Origin of the sequence: Undibacterium sp. Di27W, assembly GCF_049340345.1 — a bacterium.
GTDB lineage: Bacteria > Pseudomonadota > Gammaproteobacteria > Burkholderiales > Burkholderiaceae_D > Undibacterium.
Genome location: NZ_JBMPOS010000018.1, coordinates 43535 through 69272 on the forward strand (window position 1 = coordinate 43535; position 25738 = coordinate 69272).

The 25738-nt window shown below is 50.8% G+C and carries 27 protein-coding genes and 1 riboswitch; of the genes, 16 read left to right on the forward strand and 11 right to left on the reverse strand.

Going from position 1 to position 25738, the window contains the following annotated elements:
* The first annotated feature begins 463 nt into the window (after nucleotides 1-463).
* Entirely contained in the window at nucleotides 464-2182 is a 1719-nt protein-coding gene (gene soxB / locus ACO0LF_RS27340) for a thiosulfohydrolase SoxB (protein WP_423019864.1), read from the forward strand.
* A 69-nt stretch (nucleotides 2183-2251) separates the two neighbouring features.
* Nucleotides 2252-2803, forward strand: coding sequence for a hypothetical protein (locus ACO0LF_RS27345; protein WP_423019866.1), 552 nt, complete (start codon nucleotides 2252-2254; stop codon nucleotides 2801-2803).
* 81 nt (nucleotides 2804-2884) lie between these two features.
* Here the strand turns inward: ACO0LF_RS27345 and ACO0LF_RS27350 are convergent, their stop codons facing one another.
* On the reverse strand, nucleotides 2885-3577 hold the full coding sequence (locus ACO0LF_RS27350; protein ID WP_423019868.1) for a helix-turn-helix transcriptional regulator: 693 nt from the start codon (nucleotides 3575-3577) through the stop codon (nucleotides 2885-2887).
* 256 nt (nucleotides 3578-3833) lie between these two features.
* Here ACO0LF_RS27350 and ACO0LF_RS27355 point away from each other — a divergent pair, with 256 nt between their 5' ends.
* The 4 genes from ACO0LF_RS27355 (at nucleotide 3834) to ACO0LF_RS27370 (ending at nucleotide 5396) form a co-directional block, all read left to right on the forward strand.
* Complete coding sequence (locus ACO0LF_RS27355; protein ID WP_423019870.1) at nucleotides 3834-4178, forward strand: plasmid stabilization protein; 345 nt, start codon at nucleotides 3834-3836, stop codon at nucleotides 4176-4178.
* Between the two features lie 97 nt (nucleotides 4179-4275).
* The gene (locus ACO0LF_RS27360; protein WP_423019872.1) at nucleotides 4276-4470 is read left to right on the forward strand and encodes a hypothetical protein; all 195 of its coding nucleotides are present in this window, start codon (nucleotides 4276-4278) and stop codon (nucleotides 4468-4470) included.
* A 106-nt stretch (nucleotides 4471-4576) separates the two neighbouring features.
* Nucleotides 4577-5023: a hypothetical protein gene (locus ACO0LF_RS27365; protein WP_423019874.1), complete on the forward strand. Its 447-nt coding sequence runs from the start codon at nucleotides 4577-4579 to the stop codon at nucleotides 5021-5023.
* A 112-nt stretch (nucleotides 5024-5135) separates the two neighbouring features.
* Nucleotides 5136-5396 (forward strand): hypothetical protein, encoded by a 261-nt coding sequence (locus tag ACO0LF_RS27370; protein WP_423019876.1) that lies wholly within the window; start codon nucleotides 5136-5138, stop codon nucleotides 5394-5396.
* Here ACO0LF_RS27370 and ACO0LF_RS27375 read toward each other — a convergent pair.
* Entirely contained in the window at nucleotides 5393-6679 is a 1287-nt protein-coding gene (locus ACO0LF_RS27375) for an MFS transporter (protein WP_423019878.1), read from the reverse strand. The two genes, ACO0LF_RS27370 and ACO0LF_RS27375, sit on opposite strands and share 4 nt — an antisense overlap.
* Nucleotides 6680-6976: 297 nt before the next feature.
* Between ACO0LF_RS27375 and ACO0LF_RS27380 the strand changes: the two genes are divergently transcribed.
* The gene (locus ACO0LF_RS27380) at nucleotides 6977-7675 is read left to right on the forward strand and encodes a tetratricopeptide repeat protein (RefSeq protein ID WP_423019880.1); all 699 of its coding nucleotides are present in this window, start codon (nucleotides 6977-6979) and stop codon (nucleotides 7673-7675) included.
* A gap of 84 nt (nucleotides 7676-7759) precedes the next feature.
* Here the strand turns inward: ACO0LF_RS27380 and recQ are convergent, their stop codons facing one another.
* Together recQ and ACO0LF_RS27390 are read right to left on the reverse strand one after the other, a co-directional pair.
* Nucleotides 7760-9610, reverse strand: a complete 1851-nt coding sequence (gene recQ, locus ACO0LF_RS27385) for a DNA helicase RecQ (RefSeq protein WP_423019882.1) — start codon at nucleotides 9608-9610, stop codon at nucleotides 7760-7762.
* Nucleotides 9611-9634: 24 nt separating this feature from the next.
* On the reverse strand, nucleotides 9635-10480 hold the full coding sequence (locus ACO0LF_RS27390) for an undecaprenyl-diphosphate phosphatase (RefSeq protein ID WP_423019884.1): 846 nt from the start codon (nucleotides 10478-10480) through the stop codon (nucleotides 9635-9637).
* Nucleotides 10481-10752: 272 nt separating this feature from the next.
* Here ACO0LF_RS27390 and ACO0LF_RS27395 point away from each other — a divergent pair, with 272 nt between their 5' ends.
* The 4 genes from ACO0LF_RS27395 (at nucleotide 10753) to ACO0LF_RS27410 (ending at nucleotide 13141) form a co-directional block, all read left to right on the forward strand.
* Nucleotides 10753-11439, forward strand: coding sequence for a hypothetical protein (locus ACO0LF_RS27395; protein WP_423019886.1), 687 nt, complete (start codon nucleotides 10753-10755; stop codon nucleotides 11437-11439).
* Between the two features lie 168 nt (nucleotides 11440-11607).
* Nucleotides 11608-12060, forward strand: a complete 453-nt coding sequence (locus tag ACO0LF_RS27400; protein ID WP_423019888.1) for a hypothetical protein — start codon at nucleotides 11608-11610, stop codon at nucleotides 12058-12060.
* Nucleotides 12061-12246: 186 nt separating this feature from the next.
* Nucleotides 12247-12444 (forward strand): hypothetical protein, encoded by a 198-nt coding sequence (locus ACO0LF_RS27405; RefSeq protein ID WP_423019890.1) that lies wholly within the window; start codon nucleotides 12247-12249, stop codon nucleotides 12442-12444.
* Between the two features lie 160 nt (nucleotides 12445-12604).
* On the forward strand, nucleotides 12605-13141 hold the full coding sequence (locus ACO0LF_RS27410) for a hypothetical protein (RefSeq protein ID WP_423019892.1): 537 nt from the start codon (nucleotides 12605-12607) through the stop codon (nucleotides 13139-13141).
* On the opposite strand, the gene ACO0LF_RS27415 is transcribed toward ACO0LF_RS27410, so the two are convergent.
* The 6 genes from ACO0LF_RS27415 to ACO0LF_RS27440 form a co-directional block, all read right to left on the reverse strand.
* The gene (locus ACO0LF_RS27415) at nucleotides 13138-14856 is read right to left on the reverse strand and encodes a methyl-accepting chemotaxis protein (RefSeq protein WP_423019894.1); all 1719 of its coding nucleotides are present in this window, start codon (nucleotides 14854-14856) and stop codon (nucleotides 13138-13140) included. The two genes, ACO0LF_RS27410 and ACO0LF_RS27415, sit on opposite strands and share 4 nt — an antisense overlap.
* 253 nt (nucleotides 14857-15109) lie before the next feature.
* On the reverse strand, nucleotides 15110-15385 hold the full coding sequence (locus tag ACO0LF_RS27420) for a hypothetical protein (RefSeq protein ID WP_423019896.1): 276 nt from the start codon (nucleotides 15383-15385) through the stop codon (nucleotides 15110-15112).
* A 16-nt stretch (nucleotides 15386-15401) separates the two neighbouring features.
* Nucleotides 15402-15698, reverse strand: coding sequence for a YkgJ family cysteine cluster protein (locus tag ACO0LF_RS27425; protein ID WP_423019898.1), 297 nt, complete (start codon nucleotides 15696-15698; stop codon nucleotides 15402-15404).
* Nucleotides 15699-15813: 115 nt separating this feature from the next.
* Nucleotides 15814-16401: a C39 family peptidase gene (locus tag ACO0LF_RS27430; RefSeq protein ID WP_423019900.1), complete on the reverse strand. Its 588-nt coding sequence runs from the start codon at nucleotides 16399-16401 to the stop codon at nucleotides 15814-15816.
* A 44-nt stretch (nucleotides 16402-16445) separates the two neighbouring features.
* A complete protein-coding gene (locus ACO0LF_RS27435; RefSeq protein WP_423019902.1) occupies nucleotides 16446-17195 on the reverse strand; it encodes a hypothetical protein in 750 nt (249 codons plus the stop codon).
* Between the two features lie 170 nt (nucleotides 17196-17365).
* Complete coding sequence (locus ACO0LF_RS27440; RefSeq protein WP_423019904.1) at nucleotides 17366-17566, reverse strand: hypothetical protein; 201 nt, start codon at nucleotides 17564-17566, stop codon at nucleotides 17366-17368.
* 165 nt (nucleotides 17567-17731) lie between these two features.
* A riboswitch (glycine riboswitch) is annotated at nucleotides 17732-17830 on the reverse strand.
* 287 nt (nucleotides 17831-18117) lie between these two features.
* Here ACO0LF_RS27440 and ACO0LF_RS27445 point away from each other — a divergent pair.
* Complete coding sequence (locus ACO0LF_RS27445) at nucleotides 18118-19503, forward strand: hypothetical protein (protein ID WP_423019906.1); 1386 nt, start codon at nucleotides 18118-18120, stop codon at nucleotides 19501-19503.
* 188 nt (nucleotides 19504-19691) lie between these two features.
* The gene (locus ACO0LF_RS27450; RefSeq protein WP_423019908.1) at nucleotides 19692-20528 is read left to right on the forward strand and encodes a hypothetical protein; all 837 of its coding nucleotides are present in this window, start codon (nucleotides 19692-19694) and stop codon (nucleotides 20526-20528) included.
* An 11-nt stretch (nucleotides 20529-20539) separates the two neighbouring features.
* On the opposite strand, the gene dacB is transcribed toward ACO0LF_RS27450, so the two are convergent.
* Nucleotides 20540-22060 (reverse strand): D-alanyl-D-alanine carboxypeptidase/D-alanyl-D-alanine endopeptidase, encoded by a 1521-nt coding sequence (dacB, locus tag ACO0LF_RS27455; RefSeq protein WP_423019910.1) that lies wholly within the window; start codon nucleotides 22058-22060, stop codon nucleotides 20540-20542.
* 316 nt (nucleotides 22061-22376) lie between these two features.
* On the opposite strand from dacB, the gene ACO0LF_RS27460 reads away from it, so the two are divergent.
* From ACO0LF_RS27460 to ACO0LF_RS27470, 3 genes are all read left to right on the forward strand, one after another.
* Nucleotides 22377-24350 carry a peptidase U32 family protein gene (locus tag ACO0LF_RS27460; RefSeq protein ID WP_423019912.1) on the forward strand — a complete coding sequence of 658 codons (1974 nt, stop codon included), beginning with the start codon at nucleotides 22377-22379 and terminating at the stop codon, nucleotides 24348-24350.
* Between the two features lie 194 nt (nucleotides 24351-24544).
* Nucleotides 24545-24892 (forward strand): STY0301 family protein, encoded by a 348-nt coding sequence (locus tag ACO0LF_RS27465; RefSeq protein ID WP_423019914.1) that lies wholly within the window; start codon nucleotides 24545-24547, stop codon nucleotides 24890-24892.
* A 161-nt stretch (nucleotides 24893-25053) separates the two neighbouring features.
* Nucleotides 25054-25332 carry a hypothetical protein gene (locus ACO0LF_RS27470; RefSeq protein WP_423019916.1) on the forward strand — a complete coding sequence of 93 codons (279 nt, stop codon included), beginning with the start codon at nucleotides 25054-25056 and terminating at the stop codon, nucleotides 25330-25332.
* Nucleotides 25333-25738 lie beyond the last annotated feature (406 nt).

The window sequence follows — 25738 nt, forward strand, 5'->3', positions numbered from 1 at the left end:
TTGTTCTGAGACGACTGTGTCGGAGCCCGAGTCTCTCCTTGTTACTATAACCTTAATTACGTCGCTCCAGCGGAGGCTGGAGCCCAGCGGCGTTCGATGTATACCGTGTCGTTTGAAATGGATTGCCCTTCGTGGACACAGGCCGGGTCTCGGCCCGGCAGCCGAATCCCTTTCTTTGCTTCGCCAAAGAAAGGAATCAAAGAAAGGCGACCGAGGCGTCGCTGCCCCTTCGGGGGCCCCTTTGCTGCAAGTCAAAAAATGGGAAATGCCCGAAACTCGCTGCGCTCAGACAACGGTCATTTCTTAATCCATTTTCTGCCTCGCAGCAAAGGCATCGACACATCGGAACGACTAAAGTCAAAGGCAACAGCAACCCCAAAGTCAAAAACAACGACAACATCAGAATCAGCAGCAGCGTCAAAATCAACGACAAAGCAACACCAAAAAAAGAAAGCAAATCACCATGGGCCTGAATCGTCGCGATTTTTTACAAGTAATGGCCATTGCCGCTGCAGGTGGCATGCAGATCGATGCGCAGGCTGCCATCGCCAATCCGGCGGCAGATAAACTCTATGACCTGCCGCGTTTTGGCAATGTCCATCTCATGCATTTCACCGATTGCCATGCGCAGTTATTACCGCTGTATTTTCGTGAACCCAGCGTCAATCTGGGCTTAGGTGCAGCCTTTGGTAAAAGCCCGCATCTGGTCGGTGAGCATTTGCTGAAGCAGTTTGGCATCAAGCCCAATACGCCTGAAGCACATGCCTTTAGCTGTCTGAACTTTGAACAGGCGGCAGCGACTTACGGCAAGGTTGGTGGCTTTGCGCATTTGACCACGCTGATCAAGCGCATCAGGGGCAACCGGCCTGGCGCGCTCTTGCTCGATGGTGGTGACACCTGGCAGGGATCAGCCACGGCCTTGTGGACCAAGGGCCAGGATATGGTCGATGCCTGTTTGCAGATGGGCGTGAATGTCATGACGGCGCACTGGGAAATGACGCTGGGTGACAAGCGCGTCAAGCATATCGTCGAGAATGACTTCAAGGGCAAGATTGATTTCGTCGCGCAAAATATCCAGACTACCGATTTTGGTGATCCTGTCTTTGAAGCCTACACCATGAAAGAAATGAATGGCGTACCTGTCGCCATCATCGGCCAGGCCTTCCCGTATACTCCCATCGCCAACCCGCGTTATCTGGTGCCGGAATGGAGCTTTGGTATACAGGAAGAGAATATGCAAAAGACTGTCGATGCAGCACGTGCCAGGGGCGCGAAAGTCGTTGTCGTTCTCTCGCATAATGGCATGGATGTCGATCTGAAGATGGCGTCTCGCGTGCGCGGTATTGATGCCATTCTTGGTGGCCATACCCATGACGGCATGCCTGCACCAGTGATAGTAGAAAACGGTGGTGGCAAGACCCTGGTGACCAATGCAGGCAGTAATAGCAAGTTCCTCGGCGTGCTTGATTTTGATGTGAAAGAAGGGCGCATACAGGGCTTCCAGTACAAGCTGTTGCCGGTGTTTGCCAACTTCCTGCCAGCGGATGCCGACATGCAGGCACTGATACAAAAAATCCGTGCTCCTTACACTGCAAAGCTGGCTGAAAAACTGGCGGTGACTGAGGGCACGCTGTACCGTCGTGGCAATTTCAATGGCAGCTTTGATCAATTGATTGTCGATGCGCTCATGGAAGTCAAAGATGCAGAAATTGCCTTCTCACCTGGCTTTCGCTGGGGTACATCTTTGCTGCCCAATAGCGCCATCACCATGGAACATGTGATGGACCAGACCGCCACTACCTATTCCAACACCACCGTCACAGAAATGACAGGCGCCGCCATCAAGACTGTGCTGGAAGATGTGGCCGACAATCTCTTCAATCCCGACCCCTACTACCAGCAAGGCGGCGACATGGTACGCGTGGGTGGCCTGACGTATGCCATGGAACCCGCAGCAGCCATGGGCAAGCGCATACAGGACATGCGCCTGAACGGCCAGCCCCTGGCAGATGGCAAAGTGTATAAGGTCGCTGGCTGGGCACCCGTGGCAGAAGGAGCAAAGGGCGAGCCAGTCTGGGATGTGGTGGCCCAATGGCTGCGCACCCACAAAAAAATCACGCCACGTAAACTGAATACACCGCGCCTGATAGGCGTTACCGGCAACCCTGGTATGCTGAATTAAGGATAGCTAATGCTGGTTTGATGGTGTTGCTCAGTATAAATTTCGCCTCATTATGCTGGCCCAAAGTCGATGGAATCTCTTATTCATCAAAATGTTTTTGCCATGAATATTTTTTTCGATGCCCTGAAAAATAAAACCTTGCATGATGTCTTTGTTGGCGGCTATCTTGAGAAGCAGGGAGTCATACAATTTAATCCCATGTATGGCTGTCTTTATTTTCGATTTGAGGATGAGCTATTTGAGATCAAAGCTGATCTTCAATTCTCGGCTCAGCGCGTGAAAGAGATCACCCCATGTTTTGATGTCGAAGTCGATGATGAATTTTGTATCGCCTCAATTTATGTGCAATGCTTCAAAACAGAAGATCCCATAGCCATCACTTCAATCGAATATTATTGTGAAGCAGCGAATGAAGAGACGGTTTTGTTTTTTGAAATTAATTATCATATTGGGGAAAACAGGGAGACTGTCTATTTCAATCCAAAAAATGTTTTTGGTGTTCTAATTTCCCACGGTAAAAACGAAAAAGACAACTGGCTTGAAGAAATGCATGCATTAAAAATAGCTGTTCATCAAAAAATATGGGAAAAGGCAGATGGAAATGCTGTTCACAAAACCTGAATGAATATGCTAAATCACAGTCACTAAATCATAGTCAATTTGCTGGTGCTGAGGCTGGCGTTCAAGTCTATGCATGTGTGTTCAACGCTCAGCCCTGATCCCCTGTTGCTCGCGCCATTCCTTCAATAAGACTTGTCTTGAGCGTGGATAGGTCGCCTCTACCACTTCCAGGCTGAGTATGCGATCAGTACGGAAATGCCGGAAATCATTGCGCAATTCGCACCAGGCGACAATGACACGCAGGCTGTCGAAAAATCCCAGGGCGCAGGGCCAGATGGTGCGCAGGCTGGCTTTGCCGGTTTCATCCTGGTATTCGAGCACCAGCTTATGCTGCTTGCGTATGGCCAGACGTATCTGGCGCACTTGCTCATCATTAGCATCATTCTTGCTGCTGGGGCCTATCAGCAAACCACTATTCTCCAGTTCCAGCCTGGCTTCTGTCGGCAAGACTGCGGCAATTTTTGCCAGTGCGTCACGGGCTGCCAGGGCCAGCTTGTGATCAGCCTGTTCTGCTACCCAGCGCGAACCCAGTGCAATGGCGGCTATCTCTTCTTCGCTGAACATCAAAGGGGGCAGGGTAAAGCCAGGTTGCAGGACATAGCCTATGCCCGCTTCCCCTGCAATCTTGGCACCCTGGCTTTGCAATGTAGCGATATCGCGATACAGGCTGCGCAGGCTGATACCCAGTTCTTGTGACAGCGCTGCACCGCTGACGGGATAGCGATGCCTGCGCAGGATTTGCATCAGTTGTAACAGGCGTTCAGTACGCGACATGCGCTTGCTCCGGTGTAAATGGGGATAATTTTATCTGTCATTCATTCATCCCATGATTTTACCTTGATGCAAGATGGCATGTCTGTTTGTCCAGCTTATCTGCATCAGCTTAAAAAAAATGTCAGTCTAGTCTTACGCGACTATCGTCTTAGTCCGATTTTGTTTTTCAAGGCTGGCGACTATGATTCAACTCATGGATGCAGGGTATTACATAGATGTTGTTAGCAAATGACGAACATCAATACAGGAGTTGACGATGCCACAAAGTATCTGGAGTGCGAAACGCGAGCGCCAGTTCAAACATATCAAGGATAGCTTGATACAAGGTGGCCGTAAACCAGGCTTGGCTACAGAAATTGCTGCACGTACCGTTAACAAAGAACGGGCTCAGCATGGCGAGAGTAAGGAAGCGAGCAAGACCTCCCTGCAGGATATGCCTGCAGGGAGGCGGGGCGGACAACGGTCTCATACCGGGGCTGCAGGGCGGACTTATGCACAGTTATACCAGGAAGCGCGGCACAAGAATATTAAGGGGCGTTCTTCCATGAACAAGGCGCAGTTGGAGACGGTAGTTGACGCTTCTAAGAGTAGCAGGCGGTAGTTTTCAGCAGGGCTAAAGAAGTAGCAGATGTGAAGTGAAAAATAAATAATAACAAGAAGCAAAAAATAGTTAATAAAACATATAAATCAATTTCTGCATGGGTAAGATCATGATCATCATCGGTATCAATAAAGCACCAGCACAACAATGGTTTCTGGTTGCTCTACGTACTGCCAAGGCAGCGGCAGAAGCCAATGAAGTTGAGTGGGAATATGCGCATATCAGAATAGAGTTACCGCAAGGTCGCTCGTATTCCAAGTTGCCAGGGCATTTGAACCTGGTTGAAAATTAATCGTAGCTTAGCACTGGTAGAGGAAGATCATGAACACGCCACAACTCATCGCATATGGAGCTCTGGCTTTGATCTTGCTGACTTCATTTCTTTTGAAGAGATGATCATGAATATCCATCAGCCTATATTATTTTCTTGTGTATTCATCATTTTGGGTATGCAAGCGGCAAGTGTTCAAGCAACTCAAGAACCCCAGGAGCCTGTCAACGTCGCAAGCGCGGCAACTGAGCAGGGATGGACGCGAGCAGACATGAATGCGCCACCTGTTGCTGACGAGAGCCGTAATGCACCCTTGGGTGACAGAGGTGCATCGATTCCAAACAAGGATGGGCAAGGTTTGTATGCCCGAGTTACGAAAGAATATTACAGCCAGTCTGGTGCGCAAAATAGCAAACCTGAAAAACCTGAGACCTTGTCCAAGTTTGGCTTTCGTTATTCCCCTTCGGGCAATGAGCGCTTATGGCTGGAATATCGTTTCAGTGAAAAAGGTGCATTGCGTTTGCGCAGCGCCGGGCATAGGGGTGTCAAAATTCTGGCAGCTTGGGAATATTGATGCTGCACGCGGGGCGGGGCAATAGCCTGCCTATAAGCTGTTTCATTCCTTTTTTTATAGTCTTTTTATTGCGGCCCAGATGAGCAAGTTTATTACACCCTCTGGAGGTATTATGAACAGTAGACTTCAAGCAAAAACAGAACGAACGCCGACCATGCAATACAAGAATTTTGATATTTTTGTGATTGCCTTCCCCAGGCCTGATGGCCACTGGTTTGCCAGCGGCGAGGTACAAAAAAATGCCGCCGGTGGTATAGAAATCATCCAGCAATTTAGCGGCCCCTTCAAGGCTGTCAACGAAACCCAGGCTAAGCTAGCGGTGATCCGTGATGCCAAAATGAAGATCGATGCAATGCTGGCTGAGTTAGCTTAAGTAGTTTTTCTTTCCATCATCCGCGCTGCCATCATAAAACAAGGTATAGCCAACAGCCATGGTGTCATGCCCAGCATCACTGCCCTGGTAATCGGTGTGCTATAGGCCGCGGCCCAGAACACGTCGGTCAGCCATCCCACGGCCACATTGCCAAGAGACGTGCCAAACAGTGTCATGCATAAAATCATGAAGCCTGTCATGGTGGAGCGTAACTGCGCAGGCACCAGGTCTTGCAGGCTGGCGAAGAGTGGGCCATAACCTATAGTAATCATCATGCTGCCTATGAACATGCAGATGTAAAATGCCATTCCTGTCGTATCCAGCAGGCGATAGACATATCCTATAGGCACACCTATCATATAAATGTATGCCAGGAACCACAGGCGGCCTCCAGCACGGCGTGTTTGCAGCAGATCAGCCAGGTAGCCACCGAGCAGAGCACCCAGCACGCCACCAGCGACGAACATTGCGCCTGCCAGTCTCTGGGCATACTGACGATTCAGATGACGTTCCTCAACCAGCCATAACTGGTCAAGTACAAACGCACCCTGGGCAAATATCACCAGCACGCCTCCAAGGATGAGCAGGCACAGGGCTGGTGAAGCGCGCAGCGCTTGCCAGACTTCTGCAAAGACGGCGCTGACAGGGCGTTGGGCGACGTCCCCGGGCATGCCTTGTTCATGGCGTGGTTCGCGTAATAAAAATAGCAAGCCGGTTAATATCACGCCAATTGCACCCAGGCTGAAAAAGCAATGACGCCAGCCTATCGCGGCTCCCAGTGTGCCAGCAATAATGAAAGCTGCACCTATTCCTATGGGAGCGCCCAGATAATAAAATCCGGCAGCAAAACCGCGCTGCTGACTGTTAAATCTATCGCCGAGCAAACCCAGCGCCGCCGGTGTCAGCGTCGCTTCTCCTACGCCAGTAAACATGCGTGCCAGACCTAGCTGGGCAAAGTTAGTGGCCAGCCCGGTAGCTGCAGTCAGTGCACTCCAGCTAAAGATGCCGATGGCGATCAGACGTGGTCTGTGCACCCTGTCTGCCAGCGCTCCCATGCACAAACCCATGACGGTGTAAAAAGTGGTGAAGACAAAACCTGTTAATAAGGTAAATTCAAGATTGCTTAAATGCAGATCATGAATCATATCTATTGCAAAGCCCTGCATCAGAAAGCGATCAGCAAAATTGAGGATATTGAGCAAGGTCAGGAAGATCAAAACGATCCTGGCATGCCCGGTCTGAGTGGAAGAAGGATTACGCACCTGGATTTCCTGTCTTGGCATGTGTTTATCAAATATTGGTTAATTGCCCAATATTTGAAGGTTAGATGATTTGCGATGGTAAGGCAAGGTATATTTGGTTAGACAACCAAAGTTACTGAGATTGTGAAGTGATGCTGCAAAACCCCCTACTTTAGTGTGAAGACAGGCACTTTATTGCCATCTAGCCACTGAATCCGCTTAGTATCTGGCTATTATCTGGCTAGGATCTGGCAGTCAAAATGACAGGTTTTGCCAGAGACAGGGGCTGGACTTTTTTACATTGATGAAAACAACCTGGAGCATAGCTTGAGACTTTTAATGCACTTACTGATATCCGGCTCCCTGATCTTTCTGGTGCCAGCCTGGGCGCAAGAAAGCCAGACTGCAGCTACTGAAGAAGCCGCTTCCCTGCAAAGCTTGAATGAAGGGGCAGGCCTGATCAAAGCGGGCAAGGCACAAGAGGCCATCCCTTATTTCGACAAAGTCATCGCTACATATGCCAACAAATACCGCGACAGCCAGCAGAAAATCTTTTGCGCGCATTCCCCGACGGAAGTATTAGCCTATTTGCTGGAGGCGGCCAATCAAGGCAAGGGCGGTGCCACGGTCATCTCAAGCAACTGGGCCGACGCCTACTATATGAAGGCTTTTGCGCTGGTCAGCCAGCGCCAGTTTGCCCAAGCCAGGCAGGTCTTGCAAAACGCCATTAACTTGTCACCAGGTAATTCTCAATATCGCTCAGAACTCGGCCATATTTATCAACAGGAAAGAAACTGGGAACTGGCACTCAGCAGCTTTGAGCTGGCGGAGACGAATGCACGTAGTTACTCTTTAGCAGCCACCCAAAACACGGAGATCGCACAGGCTATGCGCGGCAAGGCCTATGTCCTGGTAGAGCAAGGCAAACTGGATGAGGCCGAGCAAATCTATCTCCAATGCCTGGAAATGGACAAAGGCGATGTCAGGGCACGCAATGAATTGACTTATGTACGGCAACAAAAGTCCAAACTTCGATGAACTAAATGAGGGAAATCAGCTTGAAGAGCGGCATTGCGCGCCTGGAGCTTGCTGGTGCTGTGCCCATGCCCTGCTGAGTTTGAACTAAGCCAGCAATTCCTCAATCAGACTGATGATCTCCTTGCCATAGCTTTCCAGCTTCTTGTCACCCACACCTGAGATGGCACGCAAAGCAGGCAGGCTGGCGGGTTGCTGGCGGGCGATTTCGCGCAGGGTGGCGTCGGGGAAGATGACGTAGGCTGGCACATTATGGGTGCGTGCAGTTTCCACGCGCCACCAGCGCAGCTTGTCGAAGACGCTTTGTGCCTTGCTGTCGAGATCGGACTCGGCAAAATCCTTGGCAGACTGGCGTTTGTGCTTGACGGCTTTTTCGGCTTTTTTATACTGGCGCAACTGTACCTTGATTTCACCACGCAAAACGGCGCGTGATGCTTCGGTCAGTTTCAGCGAGCTATAGTTTTCATAATCGACTGCCACCAGGCCCAGGGCGATCAACTGACGCAACAGGGCGCGCCATTCGGCTTCGCTCTTGTCTGAACCTATGCCATAGGTAGACAGCTTTTCATGTCGCCATTGCTGCACGCGTTCAGTATCAATGCCGCGCAAGATATCGATGACATGGCCAGCGGCAAAACGCTGGTCTACACGATAGACCGTGGACAGGATTTTCTGTGCCGCCACGCTGCCATCAAAAGAAACTGGCGGGCTCATGCAGGTATCACAATTGCCACAGGGTTCAGCCTGCTGGCCAAAATAATCGAGAATGTGAACGCGACGGCAATTCAGGGTTTCGCACAGCGTGAGCATGGCATCAAGCTTGACGCTTTGCACGCGCTTGTACGTCTCATTGGCTTCTGACTCATCGATCATGCGGCGCTGTTGCACCACATCCTGCAAGCCATAAGCCATCCAGGCATTGGCGCTGGCGCCATCGCGGCCTGCACGGCCAGTTTCCTGGTAATAGCCTTCTATGCTTTTTGGTAAATCCAGGTGGGCGACAAAGCGTACGTCGGGTTTGTCTATGCCCATGCCAAAGGCGATAGTGGCACACATGACAATGCCATCTTCGCGCAGGAAGCGGGCCTGGTTGCGGCTGCGGTCTTGCAAATCCATGCCCGCATGATAGGGCAGGGAAGTGATACCGTTTTCATTCAAAAATTCCGCAGTTTCTTCGACTTTTTTGCGTGACAGGCAATACACAATGCCAGCATCACCACTGTGCTGGGCCGTGATAAAGTCCAGCAATTGCTTGCGGCCATTGGCCTTCTCAACGATCTGGTAACGGATATTCGGGCGGTCGAAGGACGACACGAACTGCATCGCATTTTCCAGCTGCAACCTGTGGATGATCTCATCGCGGGTTTGCTGGTCAGCCGTGGCCGTCAGCGCAATGCGAGGGACGTTCGGAAAACGCTCATGCAGGGCCGACAGCTTGATGTATTCAGGGCGGAAATCATGGCCCCATTGTGAAACGCAATGTGCTTCATCAATGGCAAACAGGGCGATGTTGACAACTTGCAGCAGTTCCAGGCAGCGCTGGGTCAGCAGACGTTCCGGCGCGATATACACCAGGTCGATATCACCTTCGCGCATCTTCTTTTCCACCGCCAGGATTTCATCAAAACTTTGGGTGGAATTCAAGAAGGCAGCACGCACACCGACCTCGGCCAGGGCATCAACCTGGTCTTGCATGAGGGCGATCAATGGTGATACCACAATGCCGACACCATTGCGCAGCAGGGCTGGTATTTGGTAACACAAGGACTTGCCGCCGCCAGTCGGCATCAGCACCAGGGCATCGCCGCCATTGACGACATGCTCGACGATTTGCCCCTGTTGCGAACGGAAAGCCGGGTAGCCGAAGATAGTCTGCAATAAATGCAGAGCCTGGGCTACGGTATTGCCGCTTGTAGAGGTATTACTTATTTCTGTCACCGCTGGTATCACTGATATCACTGATTAGTCAGCCCAGGTAATCACGCCAGTGTAGGCAGTAATCAGGATCATGATGCCGAAGGCAATGCGGTACCAGGCAAACACATTGAAATTATGCGAGCTGATATAGCGCAGCAACCAGCGCACACAAAAGAAAGCCGAGATAAAGGCTGCGACCGTACCCAGGCTGAACATCGGCAAATCCGCCATCGATAATTCTTCGCGTGCCTTGTACAGCGAGTAGACGGTAGCACCCAGCAAGGTAGGTATCGCCAGAAAGAAGGAAAACTCAGTAGCAGCCTTGCGCGACAGGCCAAACAGCATGCCGCCTATGATGGTGGCGCCAGAGCGACTGGTGCCTGGTATCAGGCCCAGTGACTGCGCCAGACCGATTTTAAGTGCATCCATGATGCTCATGTCATCCACTGACTGTATGCGGGCATGATTACTGTCTTTTGCATCAAGCTGTTTTTGCTTGCGTTCAACGATCAGGATGATGATGCCACCGATGATGAAAGCCAGCGCCACTGGCACTGGAGCAAACAGCAGGGCTTTGATTTTCTTGATGAAGAGCACGCCTATGATGGCCGCCGGCAAAAATGCGACTACCAGATTGATAGCGAACTTGCGTGCCTTGGCATCCGTGGCCAGGCCAGTCACGACAGAGATAATTTTTTGTCTATATTCCCAGCATACTGCAAATATGGCACCTGCCTGTATCACGATTTCAAATACCTTGGCGGTTTCTGTCGTGAAATTCAGCAGGCTACCCGTGAGTATCAGGTGTCCGGTGGAGGAGATGGGCAAGAATTCCGTCAAGCCTTCGACGATACCCATGATGATGATTTTGATGGCGAGTAGTAAATCCATATGACGCTAAAAAGTATGAAGTTAAGCAAGAATTATCCGGGACGAAGCTTAGCATGGCGCATGCTGGCCCTGCGCAGAAATTTGCGGCCTGCCGCTCGCATGCAAGCGTAAAAATGCTTCGCTTGAGCATGACTTACAGCTTGCCATATTGCAGTAGCCTGCACCTCAAGTACCGTATTTTAATACTTTCTTGAAATTCATTGTCGCACAACTTCTCAATGGCGATACTTCAGGCTGTTAATAAAACTGCATAACAAGCACATCCCAGACTCATGCCTACGCAGCCAGAACGATATAGCTTTTATTGCAAGCATGGCATCACTGCCAGCCTGCTACTGGGCTTGTTCGGTTGCAGTAGCACCATGCCTGTCCAGCCATCCATGGCCTTTCAGGAGTCGAGTCAAGGCGGGCGGGTATTAAGTGAGTACCGTAGCCAGCAGGTAGAAGTCAGCATGATCAGGCAGCAATATATCTGGCGTTTTCCTGATGCCAACCAGCATTTGGCGCAGTTTTCTCGCCATATACAGCTGGATGGCACGGTGCCAGTGCGGTTACAGGATTTTGTGATTACTTACCGCAAGCCCCTGCGCTTTGCTCATCGCCCGGCAACAGATGCCGGCTCAATGCTGAGTAAGGCCGGTGACGAAGTGCAGATCAGTAGAAATGAGCAGTTCCTCGTGACGGAAGTCATCGCTCCGGAGTTTACGGGTGAACAAAGTTACCGTCGCCTGGAGGCGGCCAGGCTCAAGGTCGGTGATGAAAGCTATGTATTAACCGTGGCAAATGGTTTTTTGCACCGTCCCCTGTGGCTGGCAATTTATGCCGCAGATGGTCGTACGGTGTATCGCATAGGTCTGCCACATGGACATTGGCAATTTACTGAACATGCCGATGGTATCTCCATGGTGGATACCTCGGGTTCCGGCCGGCGTGTGTTGATCAGACCCGAACACGAATAAAGACCAGGCTGCGGCGTGATGCCTTGCATGCCTGACTATGTATGAATTTGAGTGGCTGCTTCGTGCCACTGCCATTGCCCACTGCTGGCGGCGGTCATGCCGGCACAGGGCGGGAGCGATGCAGCCAGAGAAGTAGCTAGCAATTACCCTGAATTTAAGGAGAAACATGTGCAAACTGAAATCACCCAACAAGTAACAAGCAAGACGCGCGCTGACCGTAATAATTATTTTGCCGGCTTTGCCGAGCATGTTCACGTGCGTCGCAATATGCCCACCAGGATGGGCTCATTTGAATTCAATTTTGTCCGCTCGGGCACGGATAATGGTGTGCTGATCCAGGTCTATCACGATGGCCTGCGCATCATGCTGGAACGCATACCTTCGACTTTCTACATGGGGGAGTTGCAAGCCAGTGAAGTGCAAATAGGCGGCCGCGACTATCTCTTGCTGGCCGCCAATTCCCGCACCAGCACTCAACGCATGTGGTTTGGCATTTTCCGTCATGACGGCAGCAAACTGTATGCTGCCAGCCTGGAGCAGTCTGTGGTGCGCGTCAATCAAAATGAGGATGGTATTTCGCTATTCTTTTTGAGTGGTGATTCCATGCGCATCAAGATTTAAAGCTTGTCGCTCATGGTAAGGACGGTAAAGCCGCAGTAATATTTGTAAAAAAACAAAATGGACCAGGTACGAACTTCCCTCTGGAGGATGAAATCTGTACTTGCGACATGCTTTGGTATGGGGTGGTTTTTCTTTGAATAAAGTTTATGCTGGCGGGTGTTAATGAAATGGGGTGGCCGACACACCATGCAAGTTATTCCACTCTTGTTATTTTTCATCCAGCTCGATGCAGCCGCGGTTACGAATATTTTGACCGCGTTACTGCACCAGCAGCAAGCTGTATCGGCCTGTTCTGACATAATAAATATTGCTGATTTCCTGCCTGACGGGCAGCCTGGTAGCCAAATGGAGCCTGGCATGGCTTGCCGCCCCTCATCTTTATAAAGAGCGTCGAAGTGCATTGATTATGGCGACTACTGTTCCCTCATCCTGCCGGTGTCATGTTGGCGATGACAGCAATGCTGGTGTTGGTCTATTATTTCGGCTTTCGCCTGGTGTATAAGAAAGCGGCGAAGGTAATTGCCGAATGACACAAGGATGATGAATGAAACAACAAATAAGCCCCTGTCTGCATTTCAGTGCTTGGTGGTGGCTAGTTGCCAGTTTTATGGGGATGCCTGTTCTGGCAAGTGCCATGTGTACAGATGGCCGTGCACCAACAGTAAAAGCCGAGTTCTTAATTGCCCCGAAAGTAGTGCAGGCACGTGTAATCAATCAGAAGGTGTTGCAGGAAGATGCTGAAGATCCTGAGGGTGTCACTGCAACTGAATACACTATTCAGGTCGATGTCTGGTACAAGGGCGCGAGTAAAAAAAGAAAACTGCTAATACGCGATGAAAATACTTCATCAAGATTTCCTATGGATGCAGGAGAAAGCTATTTGCTTTTCCTGACAAGATACAGGCTTGATTTCCCCGGCCAGTATTTTATAGATAGTTGTGGCAATTCAAAACGCATGGCTGAAAGTGAGGCTGAGCTGAAAATTATCAGGAACATAAAAGCTGCAAAAGAAAAAAAGCCGGGAATCTTTCATCAAAGACTCCCGGCTCGCAATGAACCCCAGCTTAAAACACTGGCTTAAAACTCTTCCCAATCCTGTTCTGCCTGTGCCGTTCGTCGCTGAGGAATCTGACGAGGTAATGCTCTGGCCGGCTTATTGGTCAACTTACTGGCCGCTCTGGCCAATGCTGGCGAGCGTCTTGTATTGGTAGTGCGACTGGTTTTCTCCAGCGGTTTTTCTATTTGTTCCATGATCTGGAATTGCGTGACCAGTTCAGACAATTGAGCTGATTGCTCGCGCATGCTTTCTGCCGCAGCCGCAGCTTGTTCCACCAGGGCGGCATTTTGCTGCGTCATCTCATCCATTTGCGTGACAGCCAGATTGACTTGCTCGATACCGGCGCTTTGTTCCTGGCTGGCGGCGGTGATTTCACTCATGATGTCCGCCACATGCTTGACGCTGGCGACGATGTCCGTCATGGTTTGGCCAGCCGTATCCACCAGCCTGCTGCCATGTTCGACCTTGCCTACCGAGTCATCGATGAGGTGCTTGATTTCCTTGGCGGCAGAGGCACTACGCTGTGCCAGGTTACGCACTTCGGTTGCCACCACGGCAAAGCCACGGCCTTGTTCACCGGCACGGGCCGCTTCCACCGCGGCATTCAGGGCCAGGATATTGGTCTGGAAGGCGATGCCATCAATGACCGAGATAATATCCACAATCTTGCGCGAGCTTTCCTTGATCGAGCCCATGGTGGTCACCACCTGGCCTACCACTTCGCCACCCTTGACAGCAACACCGGATGCCGAGATCACCAGTTGATTCGCCTGCCGTGCATTGTCGGCGTTTTGCTTGACTGTGGATGTCAGTTCTTCCATCGACGATGCAGTTTCCTGCAAGGAGCTGGCTTGTGATTCTGTACGTGAAGACAGGTCAGCATTGCCAGAGGCAATTTCAGCCGCTGCCACATTGATGGTTTCAGTGCCATGACGAACATTGCCGATAACGCTGCTGAGGCCAGTGTTGATGCCATTGATGGCATGCATCATCTTGCCGATTTCATCATGCAGTTTGATTTCTATGGTGTCACTCAAATCACCTTGTGCCATCTTCTCGGCCACTGCCGTCGCCCTGGCCAGTGGCCTGGTGATGGAGATTGTCATCAACCAGGCACAGGCTACTGCCAGTATGGCGGCAATCATTGAAAGGGCGATCAACAACATGCGGCTCGATTGATAAGTGTGCTGGATTTCGCCCGAAGTATCATCAATTTGCTTGCGCTGCATGGCCAGCATTTCTTCTATCTTTTTGACATAGATAGCCGATGCCGGGATGAATTCCTTGTCCAGGATTGCACTGGCTTCATCAAGCTTGCCTTCTTTTTTCAAATCAACCAGCTTGTTGCGGGCATTGATATATTGCTGCCGCTGTTCGCCAATTTCCTTGAAGAGAGCGATTTCATCGGAACTCTTCATATGCTCGCCGATTTCTTTTTGCAGGAGGGCAGATGTCCTGGTAGATTCTTCCTGGTCTGCTGCAAAAAAACTGGCAAGCGAAGGGTCGCTGCTTTTGGCAATCGCCGTGGTGCGGCGCACGCCAGTATGGATATTACGATACCAGTCACTGACCATGCGTTCTGTCGCCAGCGGATCTTTTAATAAGTCATCTGCCGCTGCAGCAACTGCATTGAGTTTAAGGATGGCGACTATGGTGGTAATGAAGAATAGTGCCAGAATGAGTGCAAAGCCCAAGCCTAAGCGTTTACCCACCGAAAGGTGTTTAAGTAGAGAGAACATAGATTTTCTATTTGTTGTCGTAAGACAAATTGAAAATGCAGACCCGTAAATACCTGGTGGTCTGCATAGGAAAGAAGGGAAATTAAATTTCCTGGTGGTAATTATACTTTGAAGTAATTAGCTAGATGTATGAAGTTTGTATGAAATTTATTCATGATTTGTTATGTCAGGTTCTTTTACATGCCAAGGCGTGTTGACATGTTTAAGCAGCAATATTTGCTGTAAATGCCAGTTGCATGACCTGGCATAGCCTTCATTTCTTGTTTAGTACTTTGAGTGATTTAGCTGCACTCACCAGCATGGTCAGTAGGAGAAACAAGTGCATGCTCACTACAAGCATGGTCCCCAACTGTGCATGAAGCTGGTCCAGCATATAGGCCAGGCCCCATGCCAGCAGCGGGAATAAGGGGATGATGGGAAATATGGATACACTTCCCATGTCCCCTTTTGCGCTTTTCTCTAAGACGGCCGTTGGTATCCAGATGAGCCAGGCAAGACTGGCAATGAGTAGGGCGTAGAGATCAGTCATGGCCGACGTAGGGTATTCAATGTGGCGCGGTCGCGGCTTCAAGCTGTGTCAAATAAAACATCGCCTGCTCCTTATTTTCCCCGCACATGTCAAACGAAGCCTTTAAGCCCGCGCAAACAGCCGGGCGGCTGGCATCGCCAAAAATCTTGCAACCCAAATCTGCATCCAGTTGTATACAGGGCACACCGGCGGGTTTGCCATTCGGCATGCCGGGTATGGGGCTAGTGATGGACGGTGCTATACAGCAGGCGGCGCAGTGGGGGCGGCAGGAAAAAGAAGTACTCATGCGCGCATTGTAAAGTATGCGTCTCATGGCACGCCAGCAGAAAGAGGTGCTTTGTATGATGCACGGCAGGTAGGAGGTGTTAAATGCACAAGCTCCCACCTGCTTATTTCATGACGTATATGTCACAGCAATGCCAGGGTGATCAGCCACTGACATTCATACGCTGGGTATGTGTCCACTGATGATCATAGTCAGATACCGCAGAACCATAAGTCCTGTAGGTTTTACCTTCACCCGGCCATGGGTTCATGATGTAGATGTAATTGGTACCATTGTAGACTTCATAGCCAGAACCGACCATGATATGGCCGCCGCCATTGGTCCAGCCATAGCGGATGATGAAGGGGCGGTTGGCATTGATGTCATTGACCACGGTATTCCATGAAGATGCATAGCTATAAGCGTTGTTGGATACGCCCCAATGGCTCAGGATGTTTTGCACGCTGCCACCGCTGCCATACATGGAGTTGGGCTGATTGGCGTTGCTATTCCAGTTAAAATTGCTATTGCCGCAGGCATAATTCAAGCCAAAAGCCCAGTTGACGATCTGGCACTGGCTGGGATTTTGATTGTAGAAACTCAGTAATGCCTTGCTGCTGCCTGCCCAGCACCACTGGCTATGCTCCTGGGTCACCAGCGGTATGTTCAGCGCGCGTGACTGCGAAAAGGCGGATGACATACCCAGCATGATGCCCAGTGCAAGGATCAGTCTTAACAGATTTTTTTGCATGATATCTCCATATTTATTGTCAGTGTGAGCGGTAGTTTTTTTGTCTAGCGGAAGTTATCCAGATTGGTTTTGATACTGGCGCGCAGCGGATCAAGGATGTCGCTTTGTTCCAGCAAACCATTATTGGCAGAGGCTGTTCCGGTTTTTTCGCTGCGCTGTTGCAGCAGCAGGGTTTGCCGCGCTGCCTGCAAGGGTGCGAAGCGGGCACGGGCATCAGTCGGGGAGACGACTTCCAGGAAATCCGACATGGCCTGGTAGATGCGGATGAAGCGCAAGTTAGAGCGTGTGCTATTGCCATGCACGGCGATCGCTGCATCCACATCCTTGGCCAGCACTGCGCCACCATAGGAGGTGATGCCCCAGCGGCCATTGTCTTGCCTGAGGGTTGCCAGGCCTATCGGGGTGTCATGCAGGCTGATGACAAAGCGCCATTCGCCCGTGGCCTTGGCCAGGCTGCGCAAATCACTGCGACCGGCCAGGACATCTTGCGGTGGAATGCTATACACAGGGAAGCCATAACTGATTTTGGCATCCTTGAGGTCTTGCACATCATTGACTTCCAGCGGGAATTCGGCAGGCAGAGTACCACCGCGCCGCTGTACATTGAATTGCACAAAGGCGGCGAAATCACGTTGTGCCGCGGCGTTGACCAGGCGGGCCTGCTCTGTCGTGCCAGCGATGTCGCTACTGATGTTTTGTGCCAGTAGTGGTGCGCTCGTCACGGCACAACCAAGGCTGAGTATCAAAGCGGCGAGCGTGGATTTTTTGTATCTTGAAACGGAGTTCAAATGCATGATAGCTTGCTCCTTCTAGAGTGGTAGACAATAGCCCGCCTGTCCAAGCGGGCTGGGCGGCTTGAAACATGGCATGGTTCACATGCCGGACAAAATTACCCGCTGGTGCGGGAATAGGGATTAGCGCAACGAGCTAGATCTGAACTATCTCGCTGAGCTATGTCGTGGCATCAACAATGCAGGTGACTGCACCAGAGGTGCGTGTGGTGATCATGCTTAAGTAAATGGTCTGTGCTGAGATGGTCTTTGTCGCCATGGCTGTCGTGTTTGGCTTCTTCAGACCTGGTTTTTTTACCAGGTCCAGACTTGGCGAGCGCGCAGGCAGCAGCCATCGCGGTGACAGTGTCACCGTGTAATTTCATGATTTTCATGATGTAGAAACTCCGGGCGTCAAAGAGATATCTGCGCGCAAAATACGCTGCGGATACCCCCTCTGTCCTGGACCTGAGAGATTTCGCCTGCAACTGCTGGTGGCAGTGCAATGCTTGCTCCTTCGGTGTGCCGGGCGACGTAGTCCGGCAGCTCTTCAGAGTTTAAAAATGATAACGGTCCTTGTTGCCTGAGAGTTTCCGGGGTGGTTGCTCCTTCGGCGCTGCCCTTTTTTATGCGTAGACAGTCTCTCCCGATATCACCTGGCTTGCGCCTTTGTGCTCAACCCCTTGTGTGGGTCGTAGAAATGAGCATAGTGCACGTCTTAATCATTTACAAATTATTTTTTGATGTCAAAGCATTTATTTTCCGCGCAATGCATTGCGGCCGTAGCTTTGAAAAAAATGAATGCCAGCCCAAGATCGTCAATAAGCTCTTACATGCTTTGGTATGCTTGGTGTTTGTCCCTTGGCCCAGCTATCATATGGCTACTATCCAGCCTATTTTTTTATCCATGTCTCTGCAATTTCCCCGGGTTTCGCGATCACGCCCCTTGTCCCTGCTAGTCAAACTCAGCCTCAGTTGTGGGCTGGCATTGAGTTCTATCCCACTCCAGGTCCAGGCTCAGGACAAACCCGCAGCACAGCAAGCTGCCAAGGAAAAAGGCAAGGAAAGTGCCTGGCTGACTAGCTCTGCGCTGAGCAATTTTGCGAAAAAAATGGTGGAAAGTCGCTACATGCCCTACAAGTTGGTGGGGCAAAAAGATGGCAAGAGCATGCTGACTTACAAAGCATATTTCCAGCCCTTGCCACGTGATATAGAAAGATTTTATTACTATTGGGCCATGACGCCGGAATGGTATGCCACTTACAAAAACAATATGGCAGAAGAAGGTTATCAGGAAACCTGGCACCAGTCTTTTAGCGATGCGGCCAATACCGAATTACATCAGGCGGTGTGGCAAAAAAAACTTACGGGAAGTCCAGAGGTTCCCAAAGTGGGTAGCGGCTATGCTGATGAAGAGCATGAGCAAAACATCCTGGCCTCAATGTTATGGCGCGGCGAATTTAATAAACTGGACCAAACTCTGGACGGTGGCTTTGCGAAAAAACAGGCTGGACAATTAAACTCCAATACCCTGTATACGCGTTTTGGCACCCTGTCACGTTTGGATAAAGAGTACAAAAAACAATTTGATCGCTGGGTAAAAACCAGTCGGCATGGATATGCCTATCTGGCGCGTGGGATGTTCTTGCAAGAGCAGGCCTGGGAAGCGCGCGGTGCTAAATTTGCTGCCGAGACCAGCAAGTCACAGTTTGCCGCATTTCACCGCCTGGCTGCTCTGGCCAGACAGGATTTTAATAAGGCCAATGAAAAAATCACGGCATGCGCTATCTGTGCCGGTGAATTGATACGCAATAACAAGGCGCTCAGCAAGCAAGAAGATGATCTGGCTTTGCTCAAAACCGCTCTGCAACAAGACCATGGCCTGTATTCACCTGCCTATGCCTATCTGAATAAACTACTGCCGCAATGGGGTGGTTCATTTAACGAGATGGAAGCCTTCATCAATTACATCAAGCAAAATACCGACGATGAGATACTGGTGGAGCAATTGAAGTCACGACTGTGCTACGAGCGTGGCATGGCCATTTATCGAGAAGATACTGAAGGCGCACGCATCTGGCTTGAAAAAGGCTTGAATAGCCAGCCCTATCAATTGCTGATCAACGAACTGGCCCTGCTATATGCCAAAAAGAACAGCCACCAACAGGCCATAGCCCTGCTGGAAAAGAGTATGGCGAATGGCAATGAATGGGATCTCTATACCCTCGAGGCCCTGGCTCAGTCTTATTTTGCGCTAGGCATGCAAGTCAAGGGTGACAAGCTCATCGCCAAGAGGGATGAGGCTGTCCGGCGCTTCAGGGATGGTGAATAGAGAGATTGTGCTTCTGATATCGGATCTTCATCAGGCTTCAGTTAAAATCTATGTTGCTTCATAGAAGAATTTCTTTTGCGTAATCAATTGTGCAATTAACCGTTCAACCAAGCCTGCGTCGCCCGCTCCTCCATTTTTTTTCCTTGCTTGCGTTATGTCTGCTGGCCGCTTGCACACGCACAGAATCTGTGCAAACCCTGGAGCAGCGCGACCTCATGCGCCTGGTCTTCAAGGGCTGGGATGTGGCAGATGACAAGGCCATCGTCAAGGCCCCGCAGTTAAAGGCAGAATTGCCAGCCTCTGCCAAACCGGTAGCAGAACTGGCCTTGCGCATGCATGCCCTGCATGTGCAAAAGCTGGCAGAAGATACCGCAGTCTTGCTAGTCAAGGGCGAGCCACTGGAGTCTGGCTTACCCAATCTGATTGCTGCCTACTGGTTCCAGCGTCGTGGCGAAGCCTGGTCATTGACCAATCGCCAGGACGTGGTGGAATGGCTGGCACCCGATGGCCGTATCAGCAAGACCAGCCTGGTGGAATTATTTCCTGGCGAATTTGCCCTGGCGATAGAGCATAGCCATGTAGAAAAAAATGAAGTGAATATCTGGTTGCGCTTGTTGCGCATCGAGGCTGACAAAATCAGCCCCCTATTCGATAAAAGCAAGGACCCGGATCTGGTCCGGCATTTTGAAAGCGGCCCCGAATGTGAAGGTCTGATGCGCGCAGGTAAAGGCAAGCACCTGCGCCTGCACTTGCGCGACAGCGATCCGGCACCGCCCCATTGCCATGACTATCTCGCCAGATGGCAGCTTAGCCCCGGCACCACCATGCCAGGTCCGCTATTGCTGGAATTTTCAGGCAAGATCATTAGCTATCGTGAAGTCAGCCATGGCACAGATAGCACGGGTGAGCGCCTGACAGGCTATGACTTGCTCATCACGCCACTACTGGGCAAGATCAAGCTGGTGTTTGATCCTGCCACGCAGCAGTATGTGCTCCAGAATGATAAGCAGCATAAAGCCAAATAGGCGAGTAGTCGTCAAGGCCGCCCGGCCGCGACCCAGTTGATTAACTCATCCAGTGCCGCTTTGGCCCTGGCGGCCTCATCATGATTGATCATCGCCACGACTACCCATTGCTGGTCATTGATATCCCTGACATAACCGGCGACGGCGACCACATCTTTCAGTGTGCCGGTCTTGATGCGTGCCCGCAATTCTGCCGGGCCACCTTTCAAGCGGCGGCGCATGGTGCCATCCAGCGAGGCTACCGGCAGGCTGCTGGCGAATTCTGCATACCAGTTACTGCGCGCACCAGCTTGTAATAAACCAGCCATTTGTTGCGGGCTGATGCGTTCTGTGCGTGACAGGCCAGCGCCGTTTTCCAGCACCAGCCCGGCATCGTTGATACCTTGCTTGAACAGCCATTGCCTGATACGTGCATCGGCCGCCTGCAAATGACTCATGCCCTGTTTGCTGCCTGTACTGCCTGATTCCGCACCCAAAGTCAGGTAGAGCGTGCGTGCCATGACATTGTCGGATTGCTTGTTGATGATGCGCAGTATATCCGCCAGTGGCTCGGACACTCGCTCCGTCAAGACGGTGGCAGAGGCGGGCGTTTTGCCGTCGCGCACTTCACCCTGCCAGGTGCCGCCCATTTCTTGCCATAGGGCGCGTATCAGATGCGCGATGTACTGGTTACGGTCCAGGATATTGATGTTATTAGTGATCTTGCAGCGTTTGGGGAAACCGCCATTCAAAGTGATTTCCAGCCCGCCACGGGTAGTCTGGCGCACCGGTTTTTTTGTGGCTGGTGCATTTGGGTTTTCTGCTTCTGGGTCATCAATGACATTGCTGGTGGTTTCTATGACAGGCGGCAGCCATTCTGTCTCCCAGGCTGAGCAGGGCAGCTCATTGAAGTGCAGATGATTGGTGATCTTGACCTTATCCAGCGGCGTGTTCAGACGCGCCTCGATTTTGTCACCTGCCGATTCTATCGAGATGCTGCTCAGATTGCTGTTCACCAGTAAGGAGTCCGGGATCACATTGTAATAAGCATCCGGGAATTCATCGAATTGCGGAGCGCCTATATCGGGTCGCTCAGGCTGGAAATAACTGCGGTCCAGGATGAGATCGCCACGCAATCTGCGCAAGCCCTGGTTGCGCAGATTGCGCAGCATGCTGCTCAGTTTTTCTATCGTCAGATTGGGGTCGCCACCACCGCGCAAGTACATGGTGCCAGTCAGGCTGTCATTGTTTTTCTTTGCTGCTTTGTCTGCCAGTATCTGCGTCTTCCAGCGGAAGTTGGGCCCCAGTTCTTCCAGGCCTACCAGGGTAGTCACCAGCTTCATGGCAGAGGCCGGGTTCATGGGCCGGTCTGCGACTTGCGTCAGGACTGCAGCACCGCCATTGGCTGGCATGACGATGGCGCTAAAGGCTTGTACGGGCACATTGGTCTTGTTAAACGCCGCCTCGACTGCCGGTGGCAGGCTGGCTTGGGCCAAGGCAAGGGCAGGGAGCAGGGGCAAGACAAAAAACAGGCTGGCAGGAATGAGGCGCATAAGTAATCTAATAATGACATCAGGCGGTATTGTAGAGCAGGCAAGTCAAGGAAACAGAAAAGCGTACTTTTTACGCAATGAAAATTTGTTTGCAGCCTATATATTTTGCTTATCTACTTTTCATCTGCATGTTTTGTCCTACACTGCAGATGGCAAAAATAATCTGCTAAAGTTGATTGATACTCAAGAAACTGGGTTTGTGAGCTTGAATATTGCATAACTAATATTCAATTCAGGCTTGGCCACAGCATCAAATACGACATAAGCCCTTGATTTCCTTTATAATTTCGCCCTTTCCCCGTCATTTGCCACCGCCATGAGCTTGCTAGTCAACCAGACCGAACTGTTATCGCCCGCCAAAACTGTAGAGATAGGCCGCGAAGCGATCTTGCATGGTGCTGATGCTGTCTACATCGGTGGCCCTTCTTTTGGCGCGCGTCACAATGCCAGTAATGAAATCAGCGAGATAGCCAGCCTGGTGGAATTTGCCCACCGCTATCATGCGCGCATCTTCGTGACCATGAATACCATCTTGCATGATTCTGAACTGGAACCAGCCAGAAAGCAGATACGTCAGCTCTACGATGCCGGTGTCGATGCCCTCATCGTGCAAGACATGGGCATACTCGAACTCGATATCCCGCCTATCCAGCTGCATGCCAGCACCCAGTGCGATATCCGTGGTGTGGAAAAAGCCAAATTCCTGGGTGATGTCGGTTTCTCGCAATTAGTGTTGGCGCGTGAGCTGACGATCAAGCAGATACAGGCCATCAAGGCCCAGGTTGCCACGCCGCTTGAATATTTTGTGCATGGTGCATTGTGCGTAGCCTTCTCTGGCCAATGCTATATCTCGCATGCCGACAATGGCCGCAGCGCCAACCGTGGCGATTGCTCACAAGCCTGCCGCCTGCCTTATACATTGAGCGATGGCGAGGGCAGGGTAGTCGCCTATGAAAAACATTTGCTGTCGATGAAAGACAATGACCAGAGCCGCAATCTTGAAGCACTGCTCGATGCGGGCGTACAGTCATTGAAGATAGAAGGCCGCTACAAGGACATGGGCTATGTCAAGAATATCACTGCCCATTACCGCTTGCTGCTCGATGAAATCCTGGAGCGCAGGCCAGAATTCACACGCGCCTCCAGCGGCCATAGCCAGGTGTCATTCAGCCCCAATGTCGACAAGAACTTCCATCGCGGTCACACCGATTATTTTGCCAATGGCCGCCTTGAAGACATAGGCGCATTTGATTCGCCCAAATATGTAGGCCTGCACCTCGGTTATGTCACCCGTCTGGCCGCCAACTACTTTGAGATAGAAGCCAATGAACCCATGTCCAACGGCGACGGCCTCAACTACATGGTCAAACGCGAAGTCGCAGGCATACAAGCCAACACGGTAGAACGTGTTGGTGCCTCAGAAAACGGTGAAATCTGGCGCGTATTCCCGAATGAAAAAATGGCCGAGCTGGTCAGCCTCAAAGTCGGCACCCTGATCAACCGCAACCGTGATCACCGCTGGGAACATGCACTGACCAAAAAATCCGCCGAGCGCCGTATCCCTGTCTATATGACTTTGACAGAACACGCAGATGGCCTGAGCCTGAAAATCACCGATGAAGATGGCGTAAGCTCTGAAGTCAATACGCAACTGGCACTGGAACCCGCACAAAACCGCGACAAGGCAGAGGCAGGCTTGCGCGACAACCTCGCCAAGCTCGGCAACACCATGTTTGAGGCAGCCCAGGTTAATCTGGATTTGCAGCAGCCATGGTTTGTGCCATCCTCCGTGATTAATGCCTTGCGCCGCGATGCTGTCACTGCGCACGAGGCCGCACGCCTTTCAGCATGGCTGCGTCCATTACGCACACCGGCAGTCGAACCGCCAGTGGCGTATCCAGAGACGACATTGAGCTACCTCGCCAATGTGTACAACCACAAGGCCCGCAGTTTCTATGAAAAACACGCAGTACAACTGATCGCCGCCGCCTACGAGTCACATGAAGAGCCGGGTGAAGTATCGCTGATGATCACCAAACACTGCCTGCGCTTTTCCTTCAACCTCTGCCCCAAACAGGCCAAGGGCGTGCAAGGTGTACAGGGGCAGGTCAAGGCCGAACCCATGACCCTGGTCACAGGCGAAGAAAAGTACACGCTGAAGTTTGACTGCAAGCCCTGCGAAATGCACATCATAGGCGCGATGAAAAAACACATCTTGCAGGCACCGCCACCATCATCGGTGCAATACAGCACAGTGAGCTTTCACAAGACCAGGCCACAGACAGCGTGATCGCGTAGTGGATGGAAGTTATAGGCCCAAAAAGTGGAGGCGCTTTTTGGGCCTTTCTTGTATTGTGGGTCAGGGTTTGTGAAAATTCTGGCAAGTGGCACGTCGCATCAATGTGATAATCTGGAACAAGTTTTTTGACGTCAGCTTTTGTCGTCACTTTTCGCCACTTTTTTGTCACTTAAGAAGGAGATACTGTGCTTATTAAATTCAAGTTGAAAAGCTTGGTTTGCGCATGCATGACACTCAGCATGCTACAGCCAGCATTTTCTGCAGAGATTTGCCCACGCCGGGACGCTTCTTTCCCCCTATCGGTTACCGTCTTTGACGGTACTCCAGAAGAGCTTGCCAGTCTGGTACCAGAAGAGAGCGGCAAACGTTCAGGCTATTGGTTGTTGGAGTCTGTTTACGATCAAAAGCGTTCTGTTACTGTGCTCTGCAAATACGCCGATGGACATGTTGAGCGGGTTGATCTCAAACAAAGAGTCAGCAGATGCAACTATCAAATCAACAAGAAAAATCAGTTTAGTATTCAATGTAAGTAAACGCTGAATTGAACGCTCCGAAAATGAAGAGGTTTTTTGGGAGCATTTTGGTAGCATGAATATGAATTTATCACTAATCTAATTTATCTAATTTATCTCATTTATCTCATTTATCTCATTTATCTCATTTATCTCATTTATCTCATTTATCTCATTTATAAATGACAAGTACACATACAGGTAAAGACCGTAACGGCCACATCGTCAGAGACGATGACTATGTCCGCTTACTCGCCATTCGTCCTTCCATCATCAAAAGGCTGGCTGGCTCTGAGTTGGCCGATGTGTCTTCCATGTTGGGACAAACCGTCCAGGTGTTTGATATCTATGAAAACGGCCAAGTCTGGGTGAGCATGGAATGGAGAAGGCCAGATGGATTGACCGAGATGCATGCCATCGCTGTTGATACAGAGGCGATAGAGTTTGTAAAGGGTGCGTGAGCGACGGAGCAGGACTTAGGAGCGGGGCAGGTGTCAACTTTACCAATGGGCATGGCTATGCAATCCCGGCCCCAATTCACCCGGGCAGTTTTTCTGCAAATCTTCAAAACCTGCGATTGATACAAGCTGAAGATCGCATGTTGACTGTATGATAAACTTATTTTAATTGTGTGTTATCGTACAACATAGGTTTTTGTAAATAAGCCAAATAATTATCCCTTGATACCCCAAGGTGGCGATTATTTACTATAAGCCACGCAAATAGCGCCTGCTACAAGTACCAAGTTTTTCTGAAAATAATATTCCTTACAATCCATTGTTGTACGACGTCATATAACAATGTATAGTTTTAGATAGATTTAATCCGGCATTGGCATTGTTCCATTTCTATGGCAGCAAGCGATAT

Coding starts and splice junctions, on each gene's coding strand:
- soxB (WP_423019864.1), top strand. CDS start 464: ATGGGCCTGAATCGTCGCGATTTTTTACAAGTAATGGCCATTGCCGCT.
- ACO0LF_RS27345 (WP_423019866.1), top strand. CDS start 2,252: ATGGAATCTCTTATTCATCAAAATGTTTTTGCCATGAATATTTTTTTC.
- ACO0LF_RS27350 (WP_423019868.1), bottom strand. CDS start 3,577: ATGTCGCGTACTGAACGCCTGTTACAACTGATGCAAATCCTGCGCAGG.
- ACO0LF_RS27355 (WP_423019870.1), top strand. CDS start 3,834: ATGCCACAAAGTATCTGGAGTGCGAAACGCGAGCGCCAGTTCAAACAT.
- ACO0LF_RS27360 (WP_423019872.1), top strand. CDS start 4,276: ATGGGTAAGATCATGATCATCATCGGTATCAATAAAGCACCAGCACAA.
- ACO0LF_RS27365 (WP_423019874.1), top strand. CDS start 4,577: ATGAATATCCATCAGCCTATATTATTTTCTTGTGTATTCATCATTTTG.
- ACO0LF_RS27370 (WP_423019876.1), top strand. CDS start 5,136: ATGAACAGTAGACTTCAAGCAAAAACAGAACGAACGCCGACCATGCAA.
- ACO0LF_RS27375 (WP_423019878.1), bottom strand. CDS start 6,679: ATGCCAAGACAGGAAATCCAGGTGCGTAATCCTTCTTCCACTCAGACC.
- ACO0LF_RS27380 (WP_423019880.1), top strand. CDS start 6,977: ATGCACTTACTGATATCCGGCTCCCTGATCTTTCTGGTGCCAGCCTGG.
- ACO0LF_RS27390 (WP_423019884.1), bottom strand. CDS start 10,480: ATGGATTTACTACTCGCCATCAAAATCATCATCATGGGTATCGTCGAA.
- ACO0LF_RS27395 (WP_423019886.1), top strand. CDS start 10,753: ATGCCTACGCAGCCAGAACGATATAGCTTTTATTGCAAGCATGGCATC.
- ACO0LF_RS27405 (WP_423019890.1), top strand. CDS start 12,247: ATGCAAGTTATTCCACTCTTGTTATTTTTCATCCAGCTCGATGCAGCC.
- ACO0LF_RS27410 (WP_423019892.1), top strand. CDS start 12,605: ATGAAACAACAAATAAGCCCCTGTCTGCATTTCAGTGCTTGGTGGTGG.
- ACO0LF_RS27415 (WP_423019894.1), bottom strand. CDS start 14,856: ATGTTCTCTCTACTTAAACACCTTTCGGTGGGTAAACGCTTAGGCTTG.
- ACO0LF_RS27420 (WP_423019896.1), bottom strand. CDS start 15,385: ATGACTGATCTCTACGCCCTACTCATTGCCAGTCTTGCCTGGCTCATC.
- ACO0LF_RS27425 (WP_423019898.1), bottom strand. CDS start 15,698: ATGAGACGCATACTTTACAATGCGCGCATGAGTACTTCTTTTTCCTGC.
- ACO0LF_RS27430 (WP_423019900.1), bottom strand. CDS start 16,401: ATGCAAAAAAATCTGTTAAGACTGATCCTTGCACTGGGCATCATGCTG.
- ACO0LF_RS27435 (WP_423019902.1), bottom strand. CDS start 17,195: ATGCATTTGAACTCCGTTTCAAGATACAAAAAATCCACGCTCGCCGCT.
- ACO0LF_RS27440 (WP_423019904.1), bottom strand. CDS start 17,566: ATGAAAATCATGAAATTACACGGTGACACTGTCACCGCGATGGCTGCT.
- dacB (WP_423019910.1), bottom strand. CDS start 22,060: ATGCGCCTCATTCCTGCCAGCCTGTTTTTTGTCTTGCCCCTGCTCCCT.
- ACO0LF_RS27460 (WP_423019912.1), top strand. CDS start 22,377: ATGAGCTTGCTAGTCAACCAGACCGAACTGTTATCGCCCGCCAAAACT.
- ACO0LF_RS27470 (WP_423019916.1), top strand. CDS start 25,054: ATGACAAGTACACATACAGGTAAAGACCGTAACGGCCACATCGTCAGA.